We start from the raw sequence: 22,382 nt of genomic DNA on the forward strand, positions 1-22,382 counted from the left end.
CCGGCCGCTGAAGCTGCCCCGGTTGAAGCCCCGGCTGTTGAAGCTGCTCCGGTTGACCCGGTTGCCGCCGCGCTCGCCGCTGCCGAGGCTGCGAAACTCGCCGCCGAAGCCGCTGTCGCTGCCGCTGCCGCTGCCGAAGCTGCCGCCGCCGCCGCTGCCGCGCAATAAGCGCCGCGCGCCTGACATCGACAAACGCCGCCCCTCGGGGCGGCGTTTTCTTTTGCCCCGCCGCAAGCCGAACACAGATGCGCCAAAGAAAAAGGCCGCCCCGAAGGACGGCCCGTTTCCAATCTGCCTGACGGCTCAGATGCCGTCGCCGACGAAGGCCTTTTCCACCACGAATTCGCGCGGCTCGGAATTGGCGCCCTCGCGCAGGCCGTAGCTTTCCAGCACTTTCATCACGTCGACGTTGAAGGCGAGCGAGCCGCAGACCATCGCCCGGTCGGTCTCCGGGTTCATCGGCGCGATCCCCAGATCCTCGAACACCTTGCCCGAGGCGAGGTTGTCGGTGATCCGGCCCATGTGGTGGAAGTCTTCGCGGGTGGTGGTCGGGTAGTATTTCAGCTTGCCCTCGACCAGCTCGCCGATCAGCGGATCCTCTTGCAGCGCCTCGACCAGCTGGCGGCCGTATTCCAGCTCGGCCACCGTGCGGCAGGTGTGCATCATGATGACTTCGTCGAATTTCTCATAGGCCTCGGGCTCGCGCATGAGGGACGCGAAAGGCGCAATCCCGGTGCCGGTGGCGAGGAACCACAGCCGCTTGCCCGGCAGCAGCGCGTCGATCACCAGCGTGCCGACGGGTTTCGGGCGCAGGATGATCTGCTCGCCCACCTTGATGTGTTGCAGCCGCGAGGTCAGCGGGCCATCGGGCACCTTGATCGAGTAGAATTCCAGTTCCTCGTCCCAGGCGGGCGAGGCGATCGAATAGGCGCGCATGATCGGCTTGCCGTTGTCATCCAGCAGCCCGATCATCACGAACTCGCCCGAGCGGAAGCGCAGCGTCTGCGGCCGCGTGACGCGGAACGAAAACAGCGTGTCGGTCCAGTGCCGGACAGAGGTCACCGTCTGCGCATCGGGCAGGACTTTCGCGGGGGCAATCGGCGTGGTCTCGTTCACGGTCGTCTCGTCTTTGAGGCCCGAAGGGGCGATGAAGAAGCGCCGCACCGGCGCGGGTGAAGGCGCGGCAGGAAACATGCGCCGCAATTACCACAAAAGGCCGCGGCGTGCCATGACTATGGGCAGATGCCGCCTGCGACCTTTCGCGTCAAGCGATCACGCTGTCGCAACCGATCCGAAGAGGCGCGCGCGGTAATCATGCGCCTGCCAGTCGGCCCGGGCCAGCCATTGCGCCTCGCCCTGCCGGGCGGCCAGATCATCGGGGATCTCCACCTCGTCAAAGCCCGAGCGCCGCGCCATGCCGTATTGATCGGCGATGATCGGCCCGCTGGCGCGCAGCCGCCCCGTATAGCCCGCGTCGCGGATCAGCCGACCCAGCGTGAAGCCGCGCCCGTCCGAGAAGCTGGGGAACAGCACCTTGACCAGCTCTGCCCCCGCAACCAGCGCCGCCAGCGCCTCGGGCGCGGTGGTGGGGGGAACCTCGACGGCCACCCCGGTGAAATCCTCGGGCGCAAAGCCCGTATCGCGCACGATCACGCTCATGCCACCTTGTCCTTGTCGCTGCCTTCGGGGGCGTCCTCGGCCGGTTTGACCCGCACCATCTTGCCGCCGATGAAATGGATGCCGCATTCGGTCTTTTGCGAGCCGCGCCAACGGCCTGCGCGCGGATCTTCGCCCGGTTTCACCGGCGAGGTGCAGGGCGCGCAACCGATCGAAGGATAGCCCCGCGCCACCAGCGGATGCCGGGGCAGGCGGTTTTGCACCATGTATTCTTCCAGATCCTCGCGCCCCCAATGCGCCAGCGGATTGATCTTCATCCGGTCGGGGGTTTCGACTTCAAAGAAGTCGATCTCGGCCCGGGTCTGGCCCTGATAGCGCTTGCGCCCGGTGATCCAGGCGTCAAAGCCCGCAAGCGCCGTTTCCAGCGGCACGGTCTTGCGCAGATTGCAGCAGGCGTCGGTGTCGAACTGATAAAGCGTGCCATCGGGGTCATCGAGCGCCAGCGCGGCTTTCGTCGCGCGGATGGTGCGGATTTCCGACAGGCCCAGTTTCGAGGCGACCTCCTGCTGATAGGCGAGCGTCTCGGGAAACAGCATCATCGTATCGACGAACAAGACCGGCGTCGCCGGGGCGATCAGCGAGACCATGTGCAACAGCACGACCGATTCCGCGCCAAACGAGCTGACCATCGCCACCCGCCCGGTGTCGGGATCGGAAAGCGCCTTTTCCATCACCGAAATCGCGGCATGATGTCGATAGCGGTCATTCAGCGCCGCGACGCGGGGGCCGATGTCAGGCAGCATCCTGGGCCTCGTCATAAAGCGCCGCGCGGAAGGGCTCGCGGCCCAGCCGGTGCAGCGCCGCCAAAAAGCTTTCGTCCGCCGAAAGCCGCAAGGCCAGATAGGCGCGCACCAGCCGTTCGATCGCGGGAACGACGGCGTCATAGGCAAAGCCCGGCCCCATCTTTTCGCCGATCGCCGCCTCGGGCCCCTCGGCGCCGCCCAGGGTGATCTGGTAATTCTCGGCCCCGGCGCGGTCGAGGCCCAGAATGCCGATGGCGCCCAGATGGTGATGACCGCAAGCATTGATGCAGCCCGAGATTTTCAAGGGCAGCGGCCCGATGGTTTCGACCAGACCCAGCGTCTCGAAATGCTGCGCGATCTCTTGCGCGAGCGGGATCGAACGCGCCGTGGCCAGCGCGCAGTAATCCATCCCCGGACAGGCGATCATGTCGGAGATCAGCCCGACATTCGCCGCCGCCAGCCCGACCTTGCGCAGCGCGGCATGAAGGGCGGGCAGATCGGCGCGGGCGACATGGGGCAGAACGATGTTCTGCATGTGGGAAATCCGCAGCTCGCCATAGCCGTGCAGGTCGGCCAGATCCGCCACGGCGCGCATCTGGCGGGCCGAGACATCGCCCGGTTCCTCGCCCGGGGTCTTGACCGAGATCGTCACCACCGCATGATCGGGGCGCTTGTGATCGGTGACGGACTGCTTCGCCCAGGCCGCGAAAGCCGGATCCGTGGTCCGCGCCGCGGCAAAGGCGGCGGGGTCTTTCGCCACCAGATCGGGCAGGGCGAAATGCGGGGTGATTTCCGCCAAAAGCGCCTGATCGGCGCCGGTGAATTGCGGGCGGATACGCGCGAATTCCTGCTCGACCAGATCGCGGAAGGGCTCGATCCCGGTCTCGAACACGGTGATCTTGATGCGCGCCTTGTATTTGTTGTCGCGCCGCCCGATCAGGTTGTAGGCGGCCAGGATCGCCTCCAGATAGGGCAGCAGATCGGCTTTCGGCAGGAAGTCGCGCAGCTCGGGCGCCAGCATCGGCGTGCGCCCCAGCCCGCCGCCCACCAGCACGCGAAAGCCGGTTTCGGCGCCGCGGCGGATCAGCTGCAGACCCACGTCATGGGCGCGGATCGCGGCGCGATCCTCGGGGCTGCCGGTAATCGCGATCTTGAACTTGCGCGGCAGGAACTGGAATTCGGCATGATCCGAGGACCATTGCCGGATCAGCTCGGCATAGGGGCGGGGGTCTTCGATCTCGTCGGCGGCGGCGCCCGCAAAGGCATCGGTCGTGACGTTGCGGATGCAATTGCCCGAGGTCTGGATCGCATGCAGACCGTCATCGGCCAGCCGCTCCAGAATGTCGGGCGTGTCGGTGAGCTTGATCCAGTTGAACTGGATGTTCTGGCGGGTGGTGAAATGGCCATAGCCGCGGTCGAACCGGTCGGCCACATCGGCCAGCGCCCGCATCTGGTGCGACGAAAGCGTGCCATAGGGGATGGCGACGCGCAGCATATAGGCGTGCAGCTGCAGATAAAGCCCGTTCATCAGCCGCAGCGGGCGGAATTCTTCCTCGGTCAGGCTGCCGTCCAGCCGCCGCGCCACCTGATCGCGAAACTGCGCCACGCGGTTGCGCACGAAGGCTTCGTCGAAGTCGGAATATTCATACATTGGCGGATTCCTTGGGGGCGGCTTCCTTGGCGGCGGCTTCTTTCGTCGGGCGGATCGAGGGGCCCCTGGCGCGGAACTGCTCGCGCAGCGCCACCGGCACCGGGCCCTGCGGTTCTTGCGTCACATCCACCAGATAGACGCCGACGGCAACGGTAGGATGACCCATCGCGGAAAGCAGGCGCAGCTGCGCCTCGGCCTCGTCGGTCAGCACCTCGGCCTCTGCAATATCGCGCACCCAGTCTCCGCTGGCGGCGAAATAGACCACGTGACCGGCGCGCAGATCATTGGCGCTGACGACTTTCGGAACAAAGGAACGACTCATATCACGGCCTCAAGCGATTGGGCGGCGGCCGCGCGGGGGGCGAGACCGAACAGGATGACGGCGGGACCTTCCAGACGCGCGGCGGCGGCGGGCAGATCGGCCAGGGTGGTGGCAAGCACGCGCTCCTCGGCGCGGGAAACATTTTCTACGAGCGTCACCGGCGTCGTGGCAAGGGCGCCGTGCATCATCAGGCGGCCTTGCAGGAAACGTGCGGCCTTCTTGCCCATGTAGATCGCGGCGACCGCGCCCGGACGGGCAAGGCCCGCCCAATCCGCCTCGGCGAAACCCGCGATGTCATGGCCGGTGATCAGGCGCAGCTCCTTGTTGCGGCCGCGCTCGGTCAGGCTTTGCCCCAGGCTGGCGGCGGCGGCCGAGGCGGCGGTGATCCCGGGCAGGACGGTGAAGCCGATCCCGGCGGCTTGCAGCGCGTCCAGCTCCTCGCCCAGACGGCCGAAGACGCCCGGATCGCCCGATTTCAGCCGCAGCACATCGCGCCCGGCCTGCGCGAAGCCCAGCATCAGCGCGGTGATCTCGTCTTGCGGCATATGGGTGCCAAAGCCGGTCTTGCCCGTCTCGATCACCAGGGCCTGCGGCCCGGCCAGCGCCAGCACCTCGGCCGGGACCAGCCGGTCGTGCAAGATCACATCGGCCGCGCCAAGCGCCCGCGCCACCGCCAGCGTCAGATGATCCGCGCAGCCCGGCCCGGCCCCGGCCAGCGTCACATGGCCGGTGCGATGGTCCGTGCGGCGGGGAGCGGGGGTCTCGGGCGTGCGACGGGTCTGGGTCATGGCGGTCTCCTTTCGCGCAATATAGGAAATTTTTCCCCGCCTGCGCCATGCCCCCTTGCGAATAAGGAACTTCGTTTCCTATCCTGGGTCCGGCAGAGGAGATTTCCTGCGAAACGGGGGAAAAGGCGAATGGCGGTCCGGTTGGACGAGATGGATCGGAAGATCCTGTTTCAGATGCAGGAAGACGCGAGCCAGTCGCTCGACGAGATCGCGCGCAAGGTGGGCTCGTCGAAGACCCCGGTGTGGAACCGGATCCGCAAGATGAAGGATCTGGGCGTGATCGGGCGGCAGACGGTGCTGCTCGATGCCGAGGCGCTGGGGCTCGAGGCCTGTTTCTTCGTGCTGATCCGCACCTCGGAGCACGAGGCCGAGTGGCAGCGCCGGTTTCTGGCCACGCTGCGCGCCCGCCCCGAGGTGCTCGAGGCGCATCGGCTGGCGGGCGACATCGACTATATCCTGAAGGTGCGGGTGAAGAATGCGCGCGCCTATGATCTTTTCTATCAGGCGCTGATCTCCGAGGTGAAGATCTACAACGTCACCGCGCTTCTGAGCATGGAAGAGATCAAGTCGACGACGATCTTGCCGGTGTGAGGGGATCAGGCCGGGCAGGGGGGCGCTGCCCCCCTCTGGCCTGTCGGCCATTCACCCCCCGGGATATTTGTCCCAAGGTGAAAGGCAACCCGGTGCTGCTTTCACCTTGGTGCAAATATCCCGGGGGGAGTCCCGAAGGGACGGGGGGCAGCGCCCCCTTCTGCGTCAGGCCGCGTCGAGCGCGCTCAGGATCGCGCCGAAATCGGCGGCCTTGAGCGAGGCGCCACCCACCAGCGCGCCATCGACGTTCGAGGTGGCAAAGATCTCGGTCGCGTTCGAGGGTTTGACCGAGCCGCCGTAAAGGAGCCGCATCCCTTCGCCCTCGGCGCCGAAGCGCGCGACGAGTTCCGCACGCAGGAAATCATGCACTTCGGCAATCTGTTCCAGCGTCGGCGTGCGGCCGGTGCCGATCGCCCAGACCGGTTCATAGGCGATGACGGTATTCGCCGCCGTCGCGCCGTCCGGCACCGAGCCCGCCAGCTGCGCGCCCACCAGTGCCAGCGTCTCGCCCGCATCGCGCTGCGCTTCGGTCTCGCCAACGCAGATCACCGCGACCAGACCCGCGGCGCGGGCGGCGGCGGCCTTGGCGCAAACCATCTCCGAGCTTTCGCCATGATCGGCGCGGCGTTCGGAATGGCCGAGGATCACATGGGAGGCGCCGCAATCGGCCAGCATTTCGGCCGCGATGTCACCGGTATGCGCGCCTGCGGCCTTCATGTGGCAGTCCTGGCCGCCGACCGCGATCTTGCCCGCCGCCGTCGCCACCATCGCCGCGACCAGCGTTGCGGGCGGGCAAAGCAGCACTTCGGATTTCGGATCGGGATGCGCCGCGATCAGCGCCGCCACTTCGGCCAAGCTTGCCTTGGTGCCGTTCATCTTCCAGTTGCCCGCGGCCAATTTTCTGCGCATTCCTGCCTCCTTGCCAAAGTCGGGCGCAGATTAGGCAGGCGCGCGGCCCGTGCAAGCAAGAAATGGGCCTCAGCCCGCGGCGGTGTCGCGGAACTTCACCGATTCGCCGCAGCCGCAGCTTTCGACCACATTCGGGTTGCGGAACTTGAAGCCCGATTCGAGCATCGTTTCCTCGTAGTCGATTTCGGTTCCAAGCAGGAACATCTGCGCCAAGGGCGCGATCAGCACGCGGGCCGGGCCTTCCTCGACGACGATATCCATCGGATCGGCCTCGGCGGCGATTTCCATCGTATATTCCATGCCCGCACAGCCGCCCTTTTTCACGCCGATGCGGAACCCGGCGGCGCCCTCGCGCGCCATCAGATCGGCGATCTGCGCGACGGCGGCGGGGGTCAGTGTGACGGGGGGCTTGCCGGGGAGTGCGAACATGGGGGGCTCCTTTCGCCTCAAGATAGGCGCGCGGGGGCGGTCCGGCAAGCCTGCCGGGCCGCCCGGAGGGATCAGGGCAGGGCGGGATAGTCGGTGTAGCCCTCGGCGCCGCCGCCATACATCAGCGCCAGCCGCAGCGGGTTCCATTCCGCGTCCCGCTCCAGCCGCGCCACCAGATCGGGGTTGGCGATGAAGGGTTTGCCGAAAGCCACCGCGTCGGCCGTGCCCGTTGCCACCGCGGCCAGGGCGCTTTCGCGGTCATAGCCGTTGTTGGCGATATAGGGGGCGCGGATCGCCTCGCGCAGCGCTTCCAGCTCGCCCGCGGGCCAGTCGCGCGGGCCGCCGGTCTGGCCCTCGACCATATGGACAAAGGCCAGCGGCCGGTCGTTCAGCGCGGCGATGGCGGCGCCGAAAAGCGCGGGCGTGTCGCTGTCGAGGCCGATATTATTGGCGTTCGAGAAGGGCGAAAGCCGCACGCCGACCCGCCCCGGGCCCCAGACCGCGACGCAGGCATCGACGGCACCCAAAAGGAAGCGGATGCGGTTGGCGACCGGGCCGCCCCAGCCGTCGCTGCGGATGTTCGACGTGTCCCGCAGGAACTGGTCGATCAGATAGCCGTTCGCCGCATGCACCTCGACCCCGTCGAAGCCCGCCTGTTTCGCCAGCTGCGCCGCATGGCCGTAATCAAGGAAGGTGCGTTCGATGTCTTCCGCGGTCATTTCGCGCGGCATGCCGGTTTCGACGAAGCCCTTGCCGTCGAAGGTCTTCGAGGCCGCCGACAGCGCCGAGGGGGCGACCGGTGTCAGCCCGTCGATGATCGTTTCATGCGAGACGCGCCCGACGTGCCAGAGCTGGATCACGATCTTGCCGCCCTCGGCATGGACGGCCTCGGTGACCCGGGCCCAAGCCGCCGCCTGCGCCTCGGTGTGGATGCCGGGCGTCCAGGCATAGCCCTGTGCGATGGGCGAGATCTGCGCGCCTTCGGTGACGATCAGCCCGGCCGTCGCGCGCTGGCGGTAATACTCCACCGTCAGATCGGTGGGCATCCGGTCGGGCGCGCGATTGCGGGTGAGCGGCGCCATCACGACGCGGTTTGCGATCGAAATTTCCCCAAGCTGGCCGGGGGAAAACAGGGTGTCGGTCATCTGACCCTCCGTTCAAGAAGACCCCCACCGTAAAGGATCGGCGCAAGGGGACAAGGGCGCTGCCGCACAGGGGGGCCGTCCGCTCCGCACAGCCCGCCGCGCCCGCCCCCGCAAGCTCACATGAAGCCGAGTTCGAGCCGGGCCTCGTCCGACATCATGTCCATGCCCCAGGCCGGGTCGAAGGTCATCTCGATCTCGCAGCGCTGCACCCCCTCGACCGCCTCGACCGCGTCGGCAAGCCATTGCGGCATCTCGCCCGCCACCGGACAGCCCGGGGCGGTCAGCGTCATGGTGATGGCGACGACGCCGTCCTCGCCGATCCGGATCGTGTAGATCAGACCGAGATCGAAGATGTTGACCGGAATTTCCGGGTCGAAGACGGTGCGGCAGGCCTCGACCACCGAGGCGTAAAGCGGGTGCTCGATATCGGACGGGGCAATCAGCGGGGCCCCTTCGGGGAGCGCGTGTTCGGTGCTGGTCATGACTCTCTCGGGCTATTTCCTAGAGTTTATATAGGGTATCAGGGGGAGAGGTAAAGGCCGTCGGTGCGGGGCGGAAAGCCGCGTGCCAGGTGGGATTTCACCGAGGCGGGGCCTCGGCGACCCGGGCGGGGGCTCCGCCCCCGCACCCCCGGCGTATTTGCGCCAAGAAGAAACAAGCCGCGGCAAGCACGTCTTTCGGCGGCATGTCGCGTCCGTCAACGGGCAAAGGCCCTGTTTTTCCTTGGCAAAATACGCACTTCTTTTTTCGGGGGGGGCGGGGGGCGAAGCCCCCCGCGGGTCGCCTCGGGCCTGCCCGAGGCGAAAGCCTTCCCCGCCCGCGTGCAAACCCTGCCTGCGCGGGTCCCTTCCCCTTTCGGCACGGCGCTGCTACATGCGGCCGAAAGGAGCGCCCGATGACCCAGTTCAGCTTCACCCTGTCCGCCACCGACGGCGCCGCCCGCACCGGGGTGATCCACACGCCGCGCGGCGAGATCCGCACCCCCGCCTTCATGCCCGTCGGCACCGCCGCCACGGTCAAGGCGATGCTGCCCGAAAGCGTGCGCGCCACCGGTGCCGACATCCTTCTGGGCAACACCTATCACCTGATGCTGCGCCCGACGGCCGAGCGCATCGCGCGGCTGGGCGGGTTGCACAAGTTCATGAACTGGGAGCGCCCGATCCTGACCGACTCGGGCGGGTTTCAGGTGATGAGCCTTGCATCGCTGCGCAAGCTCACCGAGGAGGGCGTGACCTTTTCCAGCCATATCGACGGCTCGAAACATCACCTGAGCCCCGAACGCTCGATGGAGATCCAGAAGCTTCTGGGCTCGGATATCGTCATGGCCTTTGACGAATGTCCGGCGCTGCCCGCCGACGAGGCTGCGGTGGCGAAATCGATGCGGCTCTCGATGCGCTGGGCCGAGCGAAGCCGCGACGCCTTTGGCGACCGGCCGGGGCATGCGCTCTTTGGCATCATGCAGGGCGGCGTCACGCGGGAGTTGCGCGAGGAAAGTGCCCAGAAACTCAAGGACATCGGCTTTGACGGCTATGCGCTCGGCGGGCTGGCCGTGGGCGAGGGGCAGGAGGCGATGTTCTCGGTCCTGGACTATGCGCCCGGCTTCCTGCCCGCCGACAAGCCGCGCTATCTGATGGGGGTGGGCAAGCCCGACGACATCGTCGGCGCGGTCGAGCGCGGCATCGACATGATGGATTGCGTGCTGCCCTCGCGCTCGGGGCGGACCGGGCAGGCCTGGACGCGGCGCGGCCAGATCAACATCAAGAACGCCCGGCACATGGACGACCCGCGCCCGCTCGACGAAGCCTGCAACTGCCCGGCCTGCCGGAATTACTCGCGCGCCTATCTGCACCATGTCTTCAAGGCGCAGGAGATGATCTCGGGCATGCTGCTGACCTGGCACAACCTGCACTATTATCAGGATCTGATGGCGGGCCTGCGCGCGGCGATCGCGGCCGGGCGGCTTTCTGCCTTCGTGGCCGAGTTCCATGCCGAACGCGCGGCGGGCGATATCGACCCGCTTTAATGCCCGGCGATCAGGATGACGGCGGCGTAATGCGTCGCCGCCGCCGCAATCACATGGCCGTGCCAGATCGCGCGCGAAAACGGCATCCGCTTCAGCTTGTAGAACACCGTGCCCAGCAAATAGACGGCGCCGCCGATGCCCAGAAGGATCAGCACCGCCAGCGGCAGCCGCTCGATCAGCGGCCAGATCGCGACCAGGCCCAGAAGCCCCATGACAAGGTAAAGCAGGAACCCGGCCTTCTCGGCGGCATGAAAGAAGCCAAGCTTCATCACCATGCCGATCAGCGCCAGCGTCCAGATCGTCACGGTCAGCGCAATGCCCACCTTGCCGCCCAGTCCGATCAGCGCCATCGGCGTGTAAGTTCCTGCAATCAAAAGATAAATCGCCGCATGATCGAAGCGGCGCAGCACCGCGCGGGCAGGCGCGTAAAGCGTCAGGTTGTAGCCCGCCGAAAAGCCGAAAGAGGCGATCAGCCCGACCGCATAGACGACAAGCGGCCAGATCTTCGGCCCAAGCCCCGCCATCGCCGCCCAGACCATCAGCGCCGAGACCGCCGCGACGGCAAAGGTCACCCCCAGCACATGCATCACGCCATCGGCAAAATGCTCGCGGAACGAGTGGGCCAGCTCATGTCGTGTCATCGCAACCTCCGGGAATGGCGCATTCTAGCAGCCGGGGCGGGCAAGCCAAAGGCTGACGCTGCGTCAGCTGCGAGCCGGGCAGGGGGCGCTGCCCCCCGTCCTGCGGACTCCCCCCGAGGTATTTCGGGCAAGATGAAATTGCGGCCTTCATCTTGCTGCAAATACCTCGGGGTGCGGGCAGAGCCCCGCTCAGCCGAAGATCACAAGATCGGCGGCGCGGTTTCCGGTCGTCAGCAGACGCCCGTTCGGCAGGTCGTTCTCCTCGGTCCGGCGCGTGGCTTCCGCCAGTGGCAGGTCGGCCCAGCGCGCCATCAGGCGGCGGCGCAGCTCGGCCTCGGTCACGGCAAGCCGGACCGAAAGATCGAAAATTGGCGCCAGATCGCGCCAGCCCGGGCGGGTCAGCAGCAGGTAATTGCCCTCGACCAGGATCACCTGCGCCGTGGCCGGGATCACCGCGCCCGCAGGCACCACGGCATCGGCGGCGCGATCGAAGCTTGGCACCGCGCAGTCGCCGGTTGCCGCCTTGACCTGCGCCAGACAGGCGGCAAGGCCCGCGACATCGAAAGTGTCGGGATGGCCCTTGAGTGCGCGCAGGCCCTGCGCGTCCAGCCAGTCATTGGCGCGATGAAATCCGTCCATCGGCAGGATCGCGGCGCGTCCGGGGCTGCGGGCATTCAGCTGCCCCGCCAGTTCCGCCGCCAGCTGCGACTTGCCCGAGCCGGGCGCGCCCACCAGCGCCACCAGCACGCGCTCCTCGCCCAACTGCCCGATGTGGCCCGCCAGATCGGCGCGGTCCACCCGCAGCTCGGAGCCCATGAAGGCGCCGACATCGCCCATCGGGCCGTTGGAATCGCCCAGCCAGAATTCCGCCATCAGCCCATCGCCGCGACAAGGCGGCCGAGCGCCGCCACCGGGTCCTCCGCTGTCCAGATCTCCTCGCCCACGGCGAAGAAATCGGTGACGGGGGCAAAGTCGCGCACCAGAGCCTCGGTCAGCGCGCCTTCGGCCACCACCGGCACCTCGATCACCTCGGACCACCACTGGAACAGGTCGCGCTCGGCCCGGGCGCCGGTGCCAAGCCCGGTTTCGCCCACCGGACCAAAGCAGACGTAATCCGCCCCGGCCTCGCCCGCGGTCATGCCGTCATGCTGCGAGGCGGCGCAGAAACAGCCCACGATCGCCTCCTGACCCAGCTCCTTGCGGGCATAGCGCACGGTGCGGGCGCCATCGGTCAGATGCACGCCGTCAAGCCCGTGGCGTTCCACCAGCGCGATGTGGTTCTCGATCACCAGCGCGACATCGAACTCATGCGCCACCTGACGCACCGCATCGGCCGCGCGCATCACCTTGTCCTCGTCTTTCGTCGCCAGACCCAGACGCAGGCAGGCAATCTCCTGCGCGCCCAGCACGCGCGCCAGCAGCTGCGGGAAAACCTCCAGATCGAAGCTGGGCGGGGTGGCCAGATAAAGCTGCGGGCGATCCTCGGACATGATGGCTCCTTTCGGGTTTGGCGCCTTCTAGCGCAGGCCGCCCCGCCTTGCCAGCGGCTTTGCGCTTCTGTATCGGGGGGCATGACTTCGCATCCGACCCCCGTCTTCATCCTGATCCGTCCGCAGATGGGCGAGAATATCGGTGCCGCCGCCCGCGCGATGCTGAATTTCGCGCTGTCGACCCTGCGGCTCGTCGATCCGCGTGACGGCTGGCCGAACCCGAAGGCGGTGGCGATGGCCTCTGGCGCGGCGGGCAAGGTGCTCGATCATGCGGGGGTGTTCGCCACCACGGCCGAGGCGATTGCCGATTGCGATTTCGTCTTTGCGACCACGGCGCGCGGGCGCGAGCTGACGAAACCCATTTACACCCCCGAGGCCGCGATGGCCGAGGCGCGGGCGCGGATCGCCGCCGGTCAGCGCGTCGGCGTGATGTTCGGCCCCGAGCGCACGGGGCTGGAAAACGACGACATCATCCGGGCGAATGCGATCATCACCGTGCCGGTGAACCCAGACTTCTTCTCGCTCAACCTTGCGCAGGCGGTGCTGCTGACGGCGTATGAATTCGCCCGTCAGGGCAGCGACGCCCCCGCGATCGACCCCGGTCTGGCCGGGGCCGAGATGGCCAATGCGCTGGAAATCGAGAAGCTGGGCGATCATTACGAGGAACGCCTCGAGGCGGCCGGGTTCTTCTTCCCCGAGGGCAAGGCGCCGATGATGAAGCGCAATCTGCGCAACATGTGGAGCCGGTTCGGCCTGACGCGGGCGGATGTACAGACGCTGCACGGGATGCTGCGGCAGCTGCTGCGCAACCGCGACTGATCCGCCGGCCGGGCCGCGGGGGCGCGACATTTGCGCCAAGGGCCGCGCCCGCGCCCTGCGCCTGCGCCGAAAAACCCTGCCCGCCCCGGGGGTTGCGGGACGATCCGGGCCGCGCCGCCGCCCGGGCAAGCGCCAATCCCCTTGCCCCCGCCCGCCCCGCGCCCTAGTGTCGCGCGAAAGCGACAGGAGGCCCGCATGGGGATGAAACCCGTCAAGAACCGCTCGCGCGCGATCTTCGAGGAGGTGGGCGTCGAGACCCCGAAACAGATGCCGGTGGCGCCGAAGGGCGGCATGATCGACGCGCGGCCGAAAGGCGCGCGCAAGGCGCTGATGTTCTGGATGGTCTCGCTGATCGTGCTCGCGGTGCTGCAACTGGGGCTGGATGCGACGCCGGGCTTCGGCATTGCCGAGCTTGATCTGGTGCAGCCCTATACCGGGCTCGCGCTCTTTGCTGTCTGGGCGCTTGGCGCGCTGGGGCTGGCTGTCAGTCGCCGCCTGCCGCCGGGCTGGGGGATGCGCGTCGCCGGTCTGGGGCTGGGCTGCCTGCTGCTGGCGGCCTCCGACCCCGCGCCGATGTCCCAGCTTTCCAAGGCCTTGTCACCCGCCCCCGCGGCCGAGGTGCTGCCGCAAACGGGCGCCCTGCCGCCGCTGCAATTGCTGCCCGCAACCCCGCCGACGCCTGCGCCTGTGGTGGCGCCCCCGACCCCGCAGGAGCGGGTGGTGCAAGCCGCCAATCTGGTCGTGGCACAGATCGAACGGGCGCAGACGACCCTTGGCGCAGCCCCCTTTGCCACGCTGCGCCTTGGGCTGGCCTTCGCGCTCGCAGGCTTTGCCTTCTGGTATGCGCTCTTGGCCGCGCGGACCGAGGCTGCGCTGATCTCGGCGCGGCGTCAGGCGGAACCGGGGCTGGTCGGGCTGGCGACGGGGCTGATGCATCTGAGCTTCCTGCAACTGCTCGTGGGCGGGCTGGTGACCGGGATTGGCGCGGGGGCGGTTTTCACCGACTGGCCGTTGATGGGCGGCCTCTGGCTGCCGCCCGACATGCTCTCGCTGCAACCGATCTGGCGCAATGCGCTGGAAAATCAGGCGCTTTTGCAGTTCAGCCACCGGGCGCTCGGCTATCTGCTTGTGGTGCTTGCGCTTGTCGCGTTGATCCGGTCGCGCCGGTCGGTGCATGCGGTGACGCGCATGGCCTTCGTGCTGGCCGCGGTCTGGATGCTTCTGCAGGCGGTGCTGGGCGTCGTCACGCTGCTGCATGGCGATCCGCTGGCGCTGCGGCTGGCGCATCTGGGCGGGGCGCTGGTGCTCTGGCTCTTTCTCATCCGCGCGCGGTTTCTTGCGCGCTATCCGCGCGTGCAATCGATCCGGGGGATCAAATGACAGCTTTGACCGACCTGAAAGCCTACCTTCGCGAAACCGAGGCGCTTGGCCATGTGGCCGAGCGTCTGGGCTGGGATCAGGAAACGATGATGCCGCGCGGGGCGGCCGAACAGCGGGCCGAGGAACTGGCGGCGCTGGAATCGGTGCTGCATGCGCGCCGCACCGATCCGCGGCTCGAAGACTGGCTGGCCCGTGCCGAGGCGACGACCGAGGCGGATGCGCGGCTTCTGGATCTGGCCGGGCGCAATTACAACCGCGCCACCCGCATTCCGGCGCGGCTGGCCACCGAACTGGCGCGCCTCACCTCGCTTGCGCAGGGCGTCTGGGCCGAGGCGCGCGCGGCCGAGGATGCGGCCGCCTTCCTGCCGACGCTGGCGCAGATGGTGGCATTGAAGCGCGAGGAAGCGGCCTGCCTGTCGCAAGGCGATCTTTACGATGCGCTGCTGGATGATTACGAACCGGGCGCCACGCATCGCGCGCTTGGCGCGATGTTCGACCGGATGCGCCCGCGCCTTGTCAGCTTGCGCGAAAAGGTGCTGGGATCGGAACACCAGCCGCCCGCGCTGAGCCATGTCTTCCCCGAGGCGACGCAGCTGCGCCTTGCCCGCATCTGCGCCTCGGCCTTCGGCTATGACTGGACGATGGGGCGGCTCGATCTCGTGGTGCATCCGTTCTGCTCGGGCTCGGGGCGGGATGTGCGCATCACCACGCGGGTGTGCGAAAGCGACCCGTTCAACTGCCTTTATTCCACCATCCACGAGGTCGGCCACGCCTGCTACGAACAGGCGATTTCGCCCGACTATGCCTTCTCGCCGCTCGGCCGCGGCGTCTCGATGGGGGTGCATGAAAGCCAGAGCCGGATCTATGAAAACCAGCTTGGCCGCTCGGCCGCCTTCACCGGCTGGTTGTATCAGCGCATGCTGGATGCGTTCGGGGATTTCGGCGTGGCGGACGCGCAGGCCTTTCATGCGGTGGTGAACCGGGTCAATCCCGGCTTCATCCGCACCGAAGCCGACGAGCTGCACTACAACCTGCACATCATGCTGCGCTTCGATCTGGAACGGCAGCTGATCGCGGGCAAGCTTGAAGTGGCCGATCTGGAAGCGGCCTGGAACGCCCGGTTCCTGACGGATTTCGGGGTGGCGGTCGAGAAACCCTCGCAGGGCTTCTTGCAGGATGTGCACTGGTCCGCCGGCCTCTTTGGCTATTTCCCGACCTATACGCTGGGCAATGTCTATGCGGGCTGCCTGAACAGCGCGATGCGCGCGGCGGTGCCGGGGATCGATGCGGCTCTGGCCGAGGGCACGGCAAAACCCGCGACCGACTGGCTGCGGGAAAACCTGCAACGCCACGGCGGGCTGCGCCCCCCGCGCGAGACGATCGTCACCGCCTGCGGGTTTGAGCCTTCGGAAGAACCGCTGCTCGACTATCTCGAAACCAAATACGCGGCGATCTACCGGCTTTGAGGGCGAGGGGGCGCTGCCCCCGCCGAGGCGATGCCTCGGCCCCCCGGGATATTTCGGGCAAGATGAAAGGCATCCGGTTTCATCTTGCTTCAAATACCTCGGGGGGAGTCCCGCAGGGACGGGGGGCAGCGCCCCCCTACGCCATTGATGTAAAGCGGTTCGCGGGCGTCTCGATCACGCTTTTTGACGGCAGCGTCTGCGCGAAGCGCTCGGCCAGGGTCAGGGGCCCGGCGGTGATGCGGAAGTAATCATAGGCGCCGGGGCGGTCGAAGGCGCAAAGATACTGGAAATGCAGCCGGAAGAAGCGCCAGCGCAGTTGCTTCCAGCGCGCGGGCGAGAGTGTTTGCGTGAAGGCGGCAGACAGGATCAGCGGCTGGCGTTGATCGGCGGGGCTGACGCCCGAGACCTTGACCGGATCGCACAGCGCAAAGGCGCAGCCGTCGCCCGGGGCGGTGACATCGACCCAGGTCAGTTCGGTCCGCGTGCAAAGATAAGCCAGATCGCCGCGCAGCCGTTTCGCCTCGGGCAGGAAGCTGACCATCGGCACGACATGGCCCAGCGACAGGAAGCCGAGCCGCGGCCCCGGCGCAGGCACCCGGCCCGCGCGGATCAGATCGGCCAGAACCGAGACCGCCAGATGCGCGCCCGAGGAATGGCCGACGATCAGAACCTCGTCCCAGTCCTCGGTCAGCGCCTGCGCGATCGTGTCGGCAAAGCCGGCCATCCGGGTTTCGAGCGCGGCCGGATTGGCGCCGCCCCAGCGCGCGGTGAAGGCGTAATCATGCATCAGGTAATAGGCGTAGAAGGTGCCATCGTGCTTGCGAAACCAGCGCAGCACCGCCCAGGTGACGGCGGCACAGATCGCAAGGCCGAGCGCCCCGTCAAAGGCGAAATCGGGCAGTGGCCAAAGCAGCAGCGCGGCCAGCGCCGCCCCCGCGCCAAGTCCCGCCAGCGCCTGCAAGATCAGCGCGACGATCGGGTAAAGCGCCGCGATCACCGGGCCCTTGCGCAGCCGCATCAGCCGAAACAGCGCGCCTGAGCCGATATAGGCCCAGGCGGTACGCACCAGCTGCAGATAGGTCGCGGGGATCGAGGCCGCCATGCTGTCGCGCACGATATCGGCCCAGAGCAGCACCTCGATATCGGTCTCGACTGCCTGCCCGTCCTGGGTCGCGCTCACATGCCAGCCATAGGGGCCGCCCGCGCGTTTGGGCGCCAGCGCCAGCGCATAGCCCGAAATCGCCGCCTGCGCCGTGCCCTCGGTCCGGTACAGCTCGCGGTAGCGGCGGGGGGGGATCGGGTCATAGCCGGGGATGTAGAACACCCGGCGCTTGCGGACGGTCTGGCTCATCTTTGGGTCCTGCTTTTGCCTGTCCCGGTGATAGCGGAAAAAACGGCGCCGCGCTGTGACTTACGCCGCAGTCCAGCGGGCGACATTGGCGCGGATCGCGGCCATGCGCCGCTCCGTCTCGGGATGCGAGGAAGCCCAGGCCGGGGCGGCGCCCGCGCCCGCGCCCACAAGCCGGTCGAGCCGGGCGAAAAGGCTCAGCTGCGGCTCCGGGCCGATCCCCGCCTTGATCAGCAGCGCGGTGGCAAAGGCATCGGCCTCATATTCGTCGCGCTGGCTCAGACGCGCGGCAAGAGCGGTGGTGATCAGATTGGCGATCCAGATCCCGGCAAAGGGCACGATCCGGCCCAGCACGCCCACGAGCAGCAGCTGCAGCAGGTTCTGCCCGGTGAAGTCGATCATCCGCCGCCGCGCATGGCCGCTGGCGACATGGCCGATCTCATGGGCGATGACCGAGGCGAGCTCCTCGGCGGTGACCTGCCCGCTGCGGTAAAGCGCCAGAAAACCCTCGGTCAGGAAGACCCGGCCATCGGGGGCGGCGAGGCCGTTCACCTTGGGGTCATCGAGCACGAAGACGGGCAGGGAAGGGACCCCCAGCGCCGCGCGCAGCCGGTCAAGCACCGGGGCCAGACCCGGTTCCGCCAGCGGCACCGAGCGGGCGGAGAGTTGGCGCAGCAGGTTGCGCGACGAAAAATGCCACATCGCAAGCGCGGCAAGGATCGTCAGCAGGAAGGGCAGAAGGCGCAGAAGCATCGGCCAAAGATGGGGCCGGGGGCGGCCCGGGTCAATCCCCGCCGCGCCCTCAGCCAAGCAGCTTCATCGCCCGGGTGATGCCGTCAAGCGTCAGCGGGAACATGCGGCCTTCGAACGCCGCCTGGATCATCGCGATCGACTGTGTATAGCCCCATTGCCGTTCCGGCACCGGGTTGAGCCAGACATGGCCCGGCCATTGCGCCCGGGCGCGGGCCAGCCAGACCGCCCCCGCTTCGGCGTTCCAATGCTCGTTGGCGCCGCCGACATGGCTGATCTCATAGGGCGACATCGACGCATCGCCCACGAAAATGCATTTGTAATCAGGCCCGTAGCGGTGAAGCACCTCCCAAGTGGGGGTCAGCTCGTCCCAGCGGCGGCGGTTGTCGCGCCAGACCCCCTCGTAAAGGCAGTTGTGGAAGTAATAAGGCTCCAGATGCTTGAATTCGCTGCGCGCGGCGGAAAACAGCTCCTCGACCAGTTGCACATGCGCATCCATCGAGCCGCCCGCATCCAGAAACAGCACCACCTTGACCGCATTGTGCCGCTCGGGCCGGGTCTTCACGTCGATATAGCCGCTTTCGGCGCTGGCGCGGATCGTGCCGGGCAGGTCAAGCTCCTCGGCTGCGCCGTGCCGGGCCCAGCTTCGCAGCCGTTTCAAGGCCACCTTGATGTTGCGCGTGCCCAGTTCCACCCGGTCGTCGAAATCGCGAAATTCCCTTTTGTCCCAGACCTTCACCGCGCGCTGATGACGGCTCTCGGCCTGGCCGATCCGCACCCCTTCGGGGTTGTAGCCATAGGCGCCAAAGGGCGAGGTTCCGGCGGTGCCGATCCATTTGTTGCCGCCCTGATGGCGGCCCTCCTGCTCTTTCAGCCGTTCGCGCAGGGTTTCCATCAGCTTCTCAAACCCGCCCAGGGCTTCGATCTGCGCCTTTTCCTCGGGGGTCAGATGCTTTTCCGCCAGCTTGCGCAGCCAGTCCTCGGGCAGCTGCAACGCGTCCAGAACCGCCTCGGGCGGGATCGCGTCAAGGCCGCGGAAGCTTTCCGCGAAGGCCCGGTCGAAACGGTCAAGGTGGCGTTCGTCCTTCACCATCGTCGCGCGCGCGAAATAGTAGAAGCCGTCAATGTCAAAGCGGCAAAGACCCGCCGCAAGTCCTTCGAGAAACGCCAGATATTCGCGCGGACTGGCGGGCACGCCGTGACGGCGCAGGCTGTCGAAGAAAGGCAGGAACATCGAAAACCCCCCGCGCCGCTGCCAAGGCGCGGGGGTCAGCCGGGCCTCAGTTGTACCGAGCCCCGGCCCGCGCCAAAGCTGCCACTTCGGCCGCGCGTGCCTGCACGGCGGCATCCGAGCCGAAACCGTAGCGTGCCCATTGCGCCGAGTCGAGCCGTGCCTGCCGCGCCTGCGCCGGATTGCCCAGCGTTTCATAGGCCTCGGCGCGGATCAGATAAAGCGTCGCCATCAGCGCGGCGTTTTCCCCGGTCAGCGCCTGCGGAATCGCCCGGTTCACCAGCGCGATCGCATCCGAGGCCCGGCCCGAGGACAGTGCAAAGGCCGCCAGCTGCATGTCGACATGGGCCGACTGGATGCCCGCGCCGGGCGTCGCCCGGTAGATCGCGCCCGCATTGGCAAAGGCGGCAATCGCGGTCTCGGGGTCGTCATAGACGCTCAGCCGACCGAGCGCGAACCAGCCAAAGGCGGCCCTTGTGTCCTGCCAGCGCTGCGCCCCCGACATCTGGATCGCCGTCATCGCCGCCGCCTTGCGCGCGCCTTGCGAACCGCGGCCGATGGCGCGTTCGAGTGCAGTGACGAAGGCGCGCGGGGTCGGGTCTTCGGGCAGGCCGGTGACTTTGCCGCCGCCGGGATTGATCCGGGCGAAGACCGCGGGCAGTTTCGCCTGCACCTCGGGCACCGACATCCCCGAGCGCAATTCGGGCGCATAGACGGCGCGCAGCTGCATCATGTCGTAGCGGGTCAGGACGGTGTGGAAGTTGTCGTCGTTCCAGACCGAATTCGACAGCCGGTACAGGTCGTTCAGCGGCCCGAGCGCCTGGCTGGTCTCCTCGTGCAGGCAGTCGCGCAGCTCCTGCGGCGTCGCCTCGGCGGGGATGAAGACGGTGGCGGCGGTGCGGCGCTGCACCTTGGTCCAGTCGCCCGCGGCAGAGCGGCGGTTGGCGCGATACTCGGCCCAGGTGGCGGCATTGGGCACGACGAAACAGGCGGCATTCGGGACTTCGCGGCTCATCTCGGCGCGGGGCACGAAGGCGATGCTGATGCGGTTCGTGGCGCCCGCGCCGGTCGAGATCGGGATATGCGCCTCGCTGCGCAGCCGGGTGACGAGGCGGGACAGCTCGGTCGCGGCGGTGGGCGGCGCGGCGCCCTGCAGCGTGACGCTGATCGGCCCTTCGAAGCGCGAGAATTGCGGGATCGGGCGGCCCGATTCCAGCATGAAATTCAGTTCCATGAAGTCGCGCGCCAGCACGCTGTTGCCGGGCAGTGCCCCGGCGCGGGGGGCGGGGGTCGGCAGCCCGATCGTCGGATCGTCCAGCGGCATGTCGATCGCGGCGGTCGAGGCGCGCGAGGTCGGCACATCACGGCCCCCCGGCGCATCGGCACAGCCAGAAAGCGCAGCGGCCAGAGCCAGCCCCGAGAGGGCAGCGAAAGCGTGACGGGCCCGTGGCGCAATGCGCCCGGACCGGGTGGCTTCCGCGGGGGCAGCCGCGAAAACCGCCCGAGGCGGCAGACAGTTCAAACGCATGGCAGTGCGTATCCCAGGTTGTGGTGCCAACATTCGGCACAGGCCTTAAAAGCGACCAGTCATGCTTCGGGTTTCAATGAGATATTAATGTGGCAGGTCCAGATGTAGTGCCAAGACGAGGTCATGTACACGCCTTATTGTGGCCGTAATTCAATCGCTCGCGCCGTCTTTGGGTCTGGCGGGGAAACAGTGGCGGCGCTTCGCGGCGAATCATTGCCGCGATTTCAGCGCGTTCCCCCGCGTCCGGCCCGGGGATGTTTCCGGTTTTGAAACGGAAAATTTTTTAACACTTCGTTAATCACTATGTCGAAAACCTTGCGGCGGGCGGCCCCGGGGGCGGGTCGGGCGGCATTGATCCCGGCGCGGCGGGCAATCGGGGGCGATTACCGGCGGGCCCGGAAACGAAACGCCCCGGCCGGGGCCGGGGCGTTTGCAAGGGGCGGGGCGCTTCGTCGCGGGGGCGCGAATCGCGCCGTCTCAGCGGGCGCGGCGGCGTCCGCCGCGCGTGGCCGAAGCGGCGGCGGCCGAGGCCTCGGCGAAGCTCGCGCCCTCTTTCATCGCCTCGAGCACCTTCGAGAGCCGGATCCAGTCCATCGCATTGTCGTCGTGGTTCATCAGCAGGTTGGCGGCGCGGATCGCCTCCATCTCCTGGCTGCGGACCGGGTTCATGATCGCCGAGGTCATGCCCGCGCCGATCGCCATCGGCAGGAAGGCGGCGTTGACGCCATGCCGGTTCGGCAGGCCGAAACTGATGTTCGACGCACCACAGGTGGTGTTGACGCCCAGCTCGGTGCGCAGCCGGTTGACCAGCGTGAACACCTGCCGCCCGGCCGAGGCCATGGCGCCCACCGGCATCACCAGCGGGTCAACGACGATGTCATGCGCCGGAATGCCGAAATCGGCGGCGCGTTCGACGATCTTCTTCGCCACGGCAAAGCGCACGTCGGGGTCTTCGGAAATGCCGGTGTCGTCGTTCGAGATCGCCACCACCGGCACGTTGTATTTCTTCACCAGCGGCAGCACGCGTTCGAGCCGCTCTTCCTCGCCGGTGACGGAATTCAAGAGCGGACGGCCCTCGCAGGCGGCCAGGCCCGCTTCGAGCGCCGCCGGAACCGAGCTGTCGATGCAAAGCGGCACATCGGTGATCGCCTGCACCCGCAGGATCAGATCGCGCATCAGGGGCGGCTCGACGAAGTTGTTGTCGGCATAGCGCGGATCTTCGGCCATCTTGTTCGAAAAGACCGCGCCCGAGTTGATATCCAGCACCGTCGCCCCGCAGGCCACCTGTTCCAGCGCGTCCCTCTCGACGGTGGTGAAATCGCCCAGCTCCAGCTCGGCGGCCAGTTTCTTGCGGCCGGTCGGGTTGATGCGTTCGCCGATGACGCAGAAGGGCTCGTCGAAGCCGATCACCACGGTCTTCGATTTGCTTTCCAGAACGGTACGGGTCATGC

24 protein-coding genes are annotated in these 22,382 nt (G+C 67.4%); 5 read left to right on the plus strand and 19 right to left on the minus strand.

The annotated features are described in order from the left end of the window. The 7 genes from LY44_RS17805 to cobA form a co-directional block, all read right to left on the minus strand. Window positions 1-192: hypothetical protein (locus tag LY44_RS17805; protein WP_211310143.1), on the minus strand; the 192-nt coding region annotated here is incomplete at its 3' end. Window positions 193-303: 111 nt separating this feature from the next. Continuing rightward, window positions 304-1,194, minus strand: a complete 891-nt coding sequence (locus tag LY44_RS03080; RefSeq protein WP_394325845.1) for a ferredoxin--NADP reductase — start codon at window positions 1,192-1,194, stop codon at window positions 304-306. A gap of 78 nt (window positions 1,195-1,272) precedes the next feature. Continuing rightward, the gene (locus tag LY44_RS03085; protein WP_055208697.1) at window positions 1,273-1,659 is read right to left on the minus strand and encodes a DUF934 domain-containing protein; all 387 of its coding nucleotides are present in this window, start codon (window positions 1,657-1,659) and stop codon (window positions 1,273-1,275) included. Further along, the gene (locus tag LY44_RS03090) at window positions 1,656-2,420 is read right to left on the minus strand and encodes a phosphoadenylyl-sulfate reductase (RefSeq protein WP_055208695.1); all 765 of its coding nucleotides are present in this window, start codon (window positions 2,418-2,420) and stop codon (window positions 1,656-1,658) included. The genes LY44_RS03085 and LY44_RS03090 overlap by 4 nt, the downstream gene beginning before the upstream one ends. Further along, entirely contained in the window at window positions 2,410-4,071 is a 1,662-nt protein-coding gene (locus LY44_RS03095) for a nitrite/sulfite reductase (protein ID WP_055208691.1), read from the minus strand. The genes LY44_RS03090 and LY44_RS03095 overlap by 11 nt, the downstream gene beginning before the upstream one ends. Then, window positions 4,064-4,393, minus strand: a complete 330-nt coding sequence (locus LY44_RS03100) for a DUF2849 domain-containing protein (RefSeq protein WP_055208690.1) — start codon at window positions 4,391-4,393, stop codon at window positions 4,064-4,066. Before LY44_RS03100 ends, LY44_RS03095 begins: the two co-directional genes overlap by 8 nt. Then, window positions 4,390-5,181 (minus strand): uroporphyrinogen-III C-methyltransferase, encoded by a 792-nt coding sequence (gene cobA, locus LY44_RS03105; protein ID WP_111395950.1) that lies wholly within the window; start codon window positions 5,179-5,181, stop codon window positions 4,390-4,392. The genes LY44_RS03100 and cobA overlap by 4 nt, the downstream gene beginning before the upstream one ends. 129 nt (window positions 5,182-5,310) lie before the next feature. On the opposite strand from cobA, the gene LY44_RS03110 reads away from it, so the two are divergent. Continuing rightward, the gene (locus tag LY44_RS03110; RefSeq protein ID WP_055208687.1) at window positions 5,311-5,772 is read left to right on the plus strand and encodes an Lrp/AsnC family transcriptional regulator; all 462 of its coding nucleotides are present in this window, start codon (window positions 5,311-5,313) and stop codon (window positions 5,770-5,772) included. Window positions 5,773-5,937: 165 nt separating this feature from the next. Here the strand turns inward: LY44_RS03110 and tpiA are convergent, their stop codons facing one another. The 4 genes from tpiA to LY44_RS03130 all read right to left on the minus strand — a co-directional run bounded on the left by tpiA (window position 5,938) and on the right by LY44_RS03130 (window position 8,737). Next, window positions 5,938-6,681, minus strand: a complete 744-nt coding sequence (tpiA, locus tag LY44_RS03115; protein ID WP_055208684.1) for a triose-phosphate isomerase — start codon at window positions 6,679-6,681, stop codon at window positions 5,938-5,940. 69 nt (window positions 6,682-6,750) lie between these two features. Further along, the gene (locus LY44_RS03120; protein ID WP_055208683.1) at window positions 6,751-7,110 is read right to left on the minus strand and encodes a HesB/IscA family protein; all 360 of its coding nucleotides are present in this window, start codon (window positions 7,108-7,110) and stop codon (window positions 6,751-6,753) included. Between the two features lie 71 nt (window positions 7,111-7,181). Next, complete coding sequence (locus LY44_RS03125; RefSeq protein WP_055208681.1) at window positions 7,182-8,255, minus strand: alkene reductase; 1,074 nt, start codon at window positions 8,253-8,255, stop codon at window positions 7,182-7,184. Between the two features lie 116 nt (window positions 8,256-8,371). Next, window positions 8,372-8,737, minus strand: coding sequence for an SUF system Fe-S cluster assembly protein (locus LY44_RS03130; RefSeq protein WP_055208679.1), 366 nt, complete (start codon window positions 8,735-8,737; stop codon window positions 8,372-8,374). A 413-nt stretch (window positions 8,738-9,150) separates the two neighbouring features. Between LY44_RS03130 and tgt the strand changes: the two genes are divergently transcribed. Beyond that, window positions 9,151-10,278, plus strand: coding sequence for a tRNA guanosine(34) transglycosylase Tgt (gene tgt / locus LY44_RS03135; RefSeq protein ID WP_055208677.1), 1,128 nt, complete (start codon window positions 9,151-9,153; stop codon window positions 10,276-10,278). Here the strand turns inward: tgt and trhA are convergent. The 3 genes from trhA to LY44_RS03150 all read right to left on the minus strand — a co-directional run bounded on the left by trhA (window position 10,275) and on the right by LY44_RS03150 (window position 12,409). Beyond that, on the minus strand, window positions 10,275-10,919 hold the full coding sequence (trhA, locus tag LY44_RS03140; protein ID WP_013067327.1) for a PAQR family membrane homeostasis protein TrhA: 645 nt from the start codon (window positions 10,917-10,919) through the stop codon (window positions 10,275-10,277). The two genes, tgt and trhA, sit on opposite strands and share 4 nt — an antisense overlap. Window positions 10,920-11,108: 189 nt before the next feature. Beyond that, window positions 11,109-11,792 (minus strand): nucleoside/nucleotide kinase family protein, encoded by a 684-nt coding sequence (locus LY44_RS03145; RefSeq protein WP_223230737.1) that lies wholly within the window; start codon window positions 11,790-11,792, stop codon window positions 11,109-11,111. Further along, window positions 11,792-12,409, minus strand: a complete 618-nt coding sequence (locus tag LY44_RS03150; RefSeq protein WP_055208675.1) for a thiamine phosphate synthase — start codon at window positions 12,407-12,409, stop codon at window positions 11,792-11,794. The genes LY44_RS03145 and LY44_RS03150 overlap by 1 nt, the downstream gene beginning before the upstream one ends. Before the next feature lie 81 nt (window positions 12,410-12,490). Here LY44_RS03150 and LY44_RS03155 point away from each other — a divergent pair, with 81 nt between their 5' ends. The 3 genes from LY44_RS03155 (at window position 12,491) to LY44_RS03165 (ending at window position 16,074) form a co-directional block, all read left to right on the plus strand. After that, window positions 12,491-13,228: an RNA methyltransferase gene (locus LY44_RS03155; protein ID WP_055208673.1), complete on the plus strand. Its 738-nt coding sequence runs from the start codon at window positions 12,491-12,493 to the stop codon at window positions 13,226-13,228. Between the two features lie 195 nt (window positions 13,229-13,423). After that, entirely contained in the window at window positions 13,424-14,608 is a 1,185-nt protein-coding gene (locus LY44_RS03160) for a COX15/CtaA family protein (protein ID WP_081029194.1), read from the plus strand. Then, on the plus strand, window positions 14,605-16,074 hold the full coding sequence (locus tag LY44_RS03165; RefSeq protein ID WP_055208670.1) for a carboxypeptidase M32: 1,470 nt from the start codon (window positions 14,605-14,607) through the stop codon (window positions 16,072-16,074). Before LY44_RS03160 ends, LY44_RS03165 begins: the two co-directional genes overlap by 4 nt. A gap of 136 nt (window positions 16,075-16,210) precedes the next feature. Here LY44_RS03165 and LY44_RS03170 read toward each other — a convergent pair whose 3' ends face one another. The 5 genes from LY44_RS03170 to LY44_RS03190 form a co-directional block, all read right to left on the minus strand. Continuing rightward, complete coding sequence (locus LY44_RS03170; protein WP_055208668.1) at window positions 16,211-17,425, minus strand: hypothetical protein; 1,215 nt, start codon at window positions 17,423-17,425, stop codon at window positions 16,211-16,213. A gap of 60 nt (window positions 17,426-17,485) precedes the next feature. After that, window positions 17,486-18,175 carry a M48 family metallopeptidase gene (locus LY44_RS03175; RefSeq protein ID WP_055208665.1) on the minus strand — a complete coding sequence of 230 codons (690 nt, stop codon included), beginning with the start codon at window positions 18,173-18,175 and terminating at the stop codon, window positions 17,486-17,488. 49 nt (window positions 18,176-18,224) lie between these two features. Beyond that, window positions 18,225-19,406 carry a vWA domain-containing protein gene (locus LY44_RS03180; RefSeq protein ID WP_055208663.1) on the minus strand — a complete coding sequence of 394 codons (1,182 nt, stop codon included), beginning with the start codon at window positions 19,404-19,406 and terminating at the stop codon, window positions 18,225-18,227. 46 nt (window positions 19,407-19,452) lie between these two features. After that, the gene (locus LY44_RS03185; RefSeq protein WP_317617991.1) at window positions 19,453-20,931 is read right to left on the minus strand and encodes a DUF2927 domain-containing protein; all 1,479 of its coding nucleotides are present in this window, start codon (window positions 20,929-20,931) and stop codon (window positions 19,453-19,455) included. Window positions 20,932-21,408: 477 nt separating this feature from the next. After that, the gene (locus tag LY44_RS03190) at window positions 21,409-22,380 is read right to left on the minus strand and encodes a methyltetrahydrofolate cobalamin methyltransferase (protein WP_055208661.1); all 972 of its coding nucleotides are present in this window, start codon (window positions 22,378-22,380) and stop codon (window positions 21,409-21,411) included. Window positions 22,381-22,382: the final 2 nt, after the last annotated feature.

The sequence above is a fragment of the Rhodobacter capsulatus genome, from assembly GCF_003254295.1.
GTDB classification, from domain to species: Bacteria; Pseudomonadota; Alphaproteobacteria; order Rhodobacterales; family Rhodobacteraceae; genus Rhodobacter; species Rhodobacter capsulatus.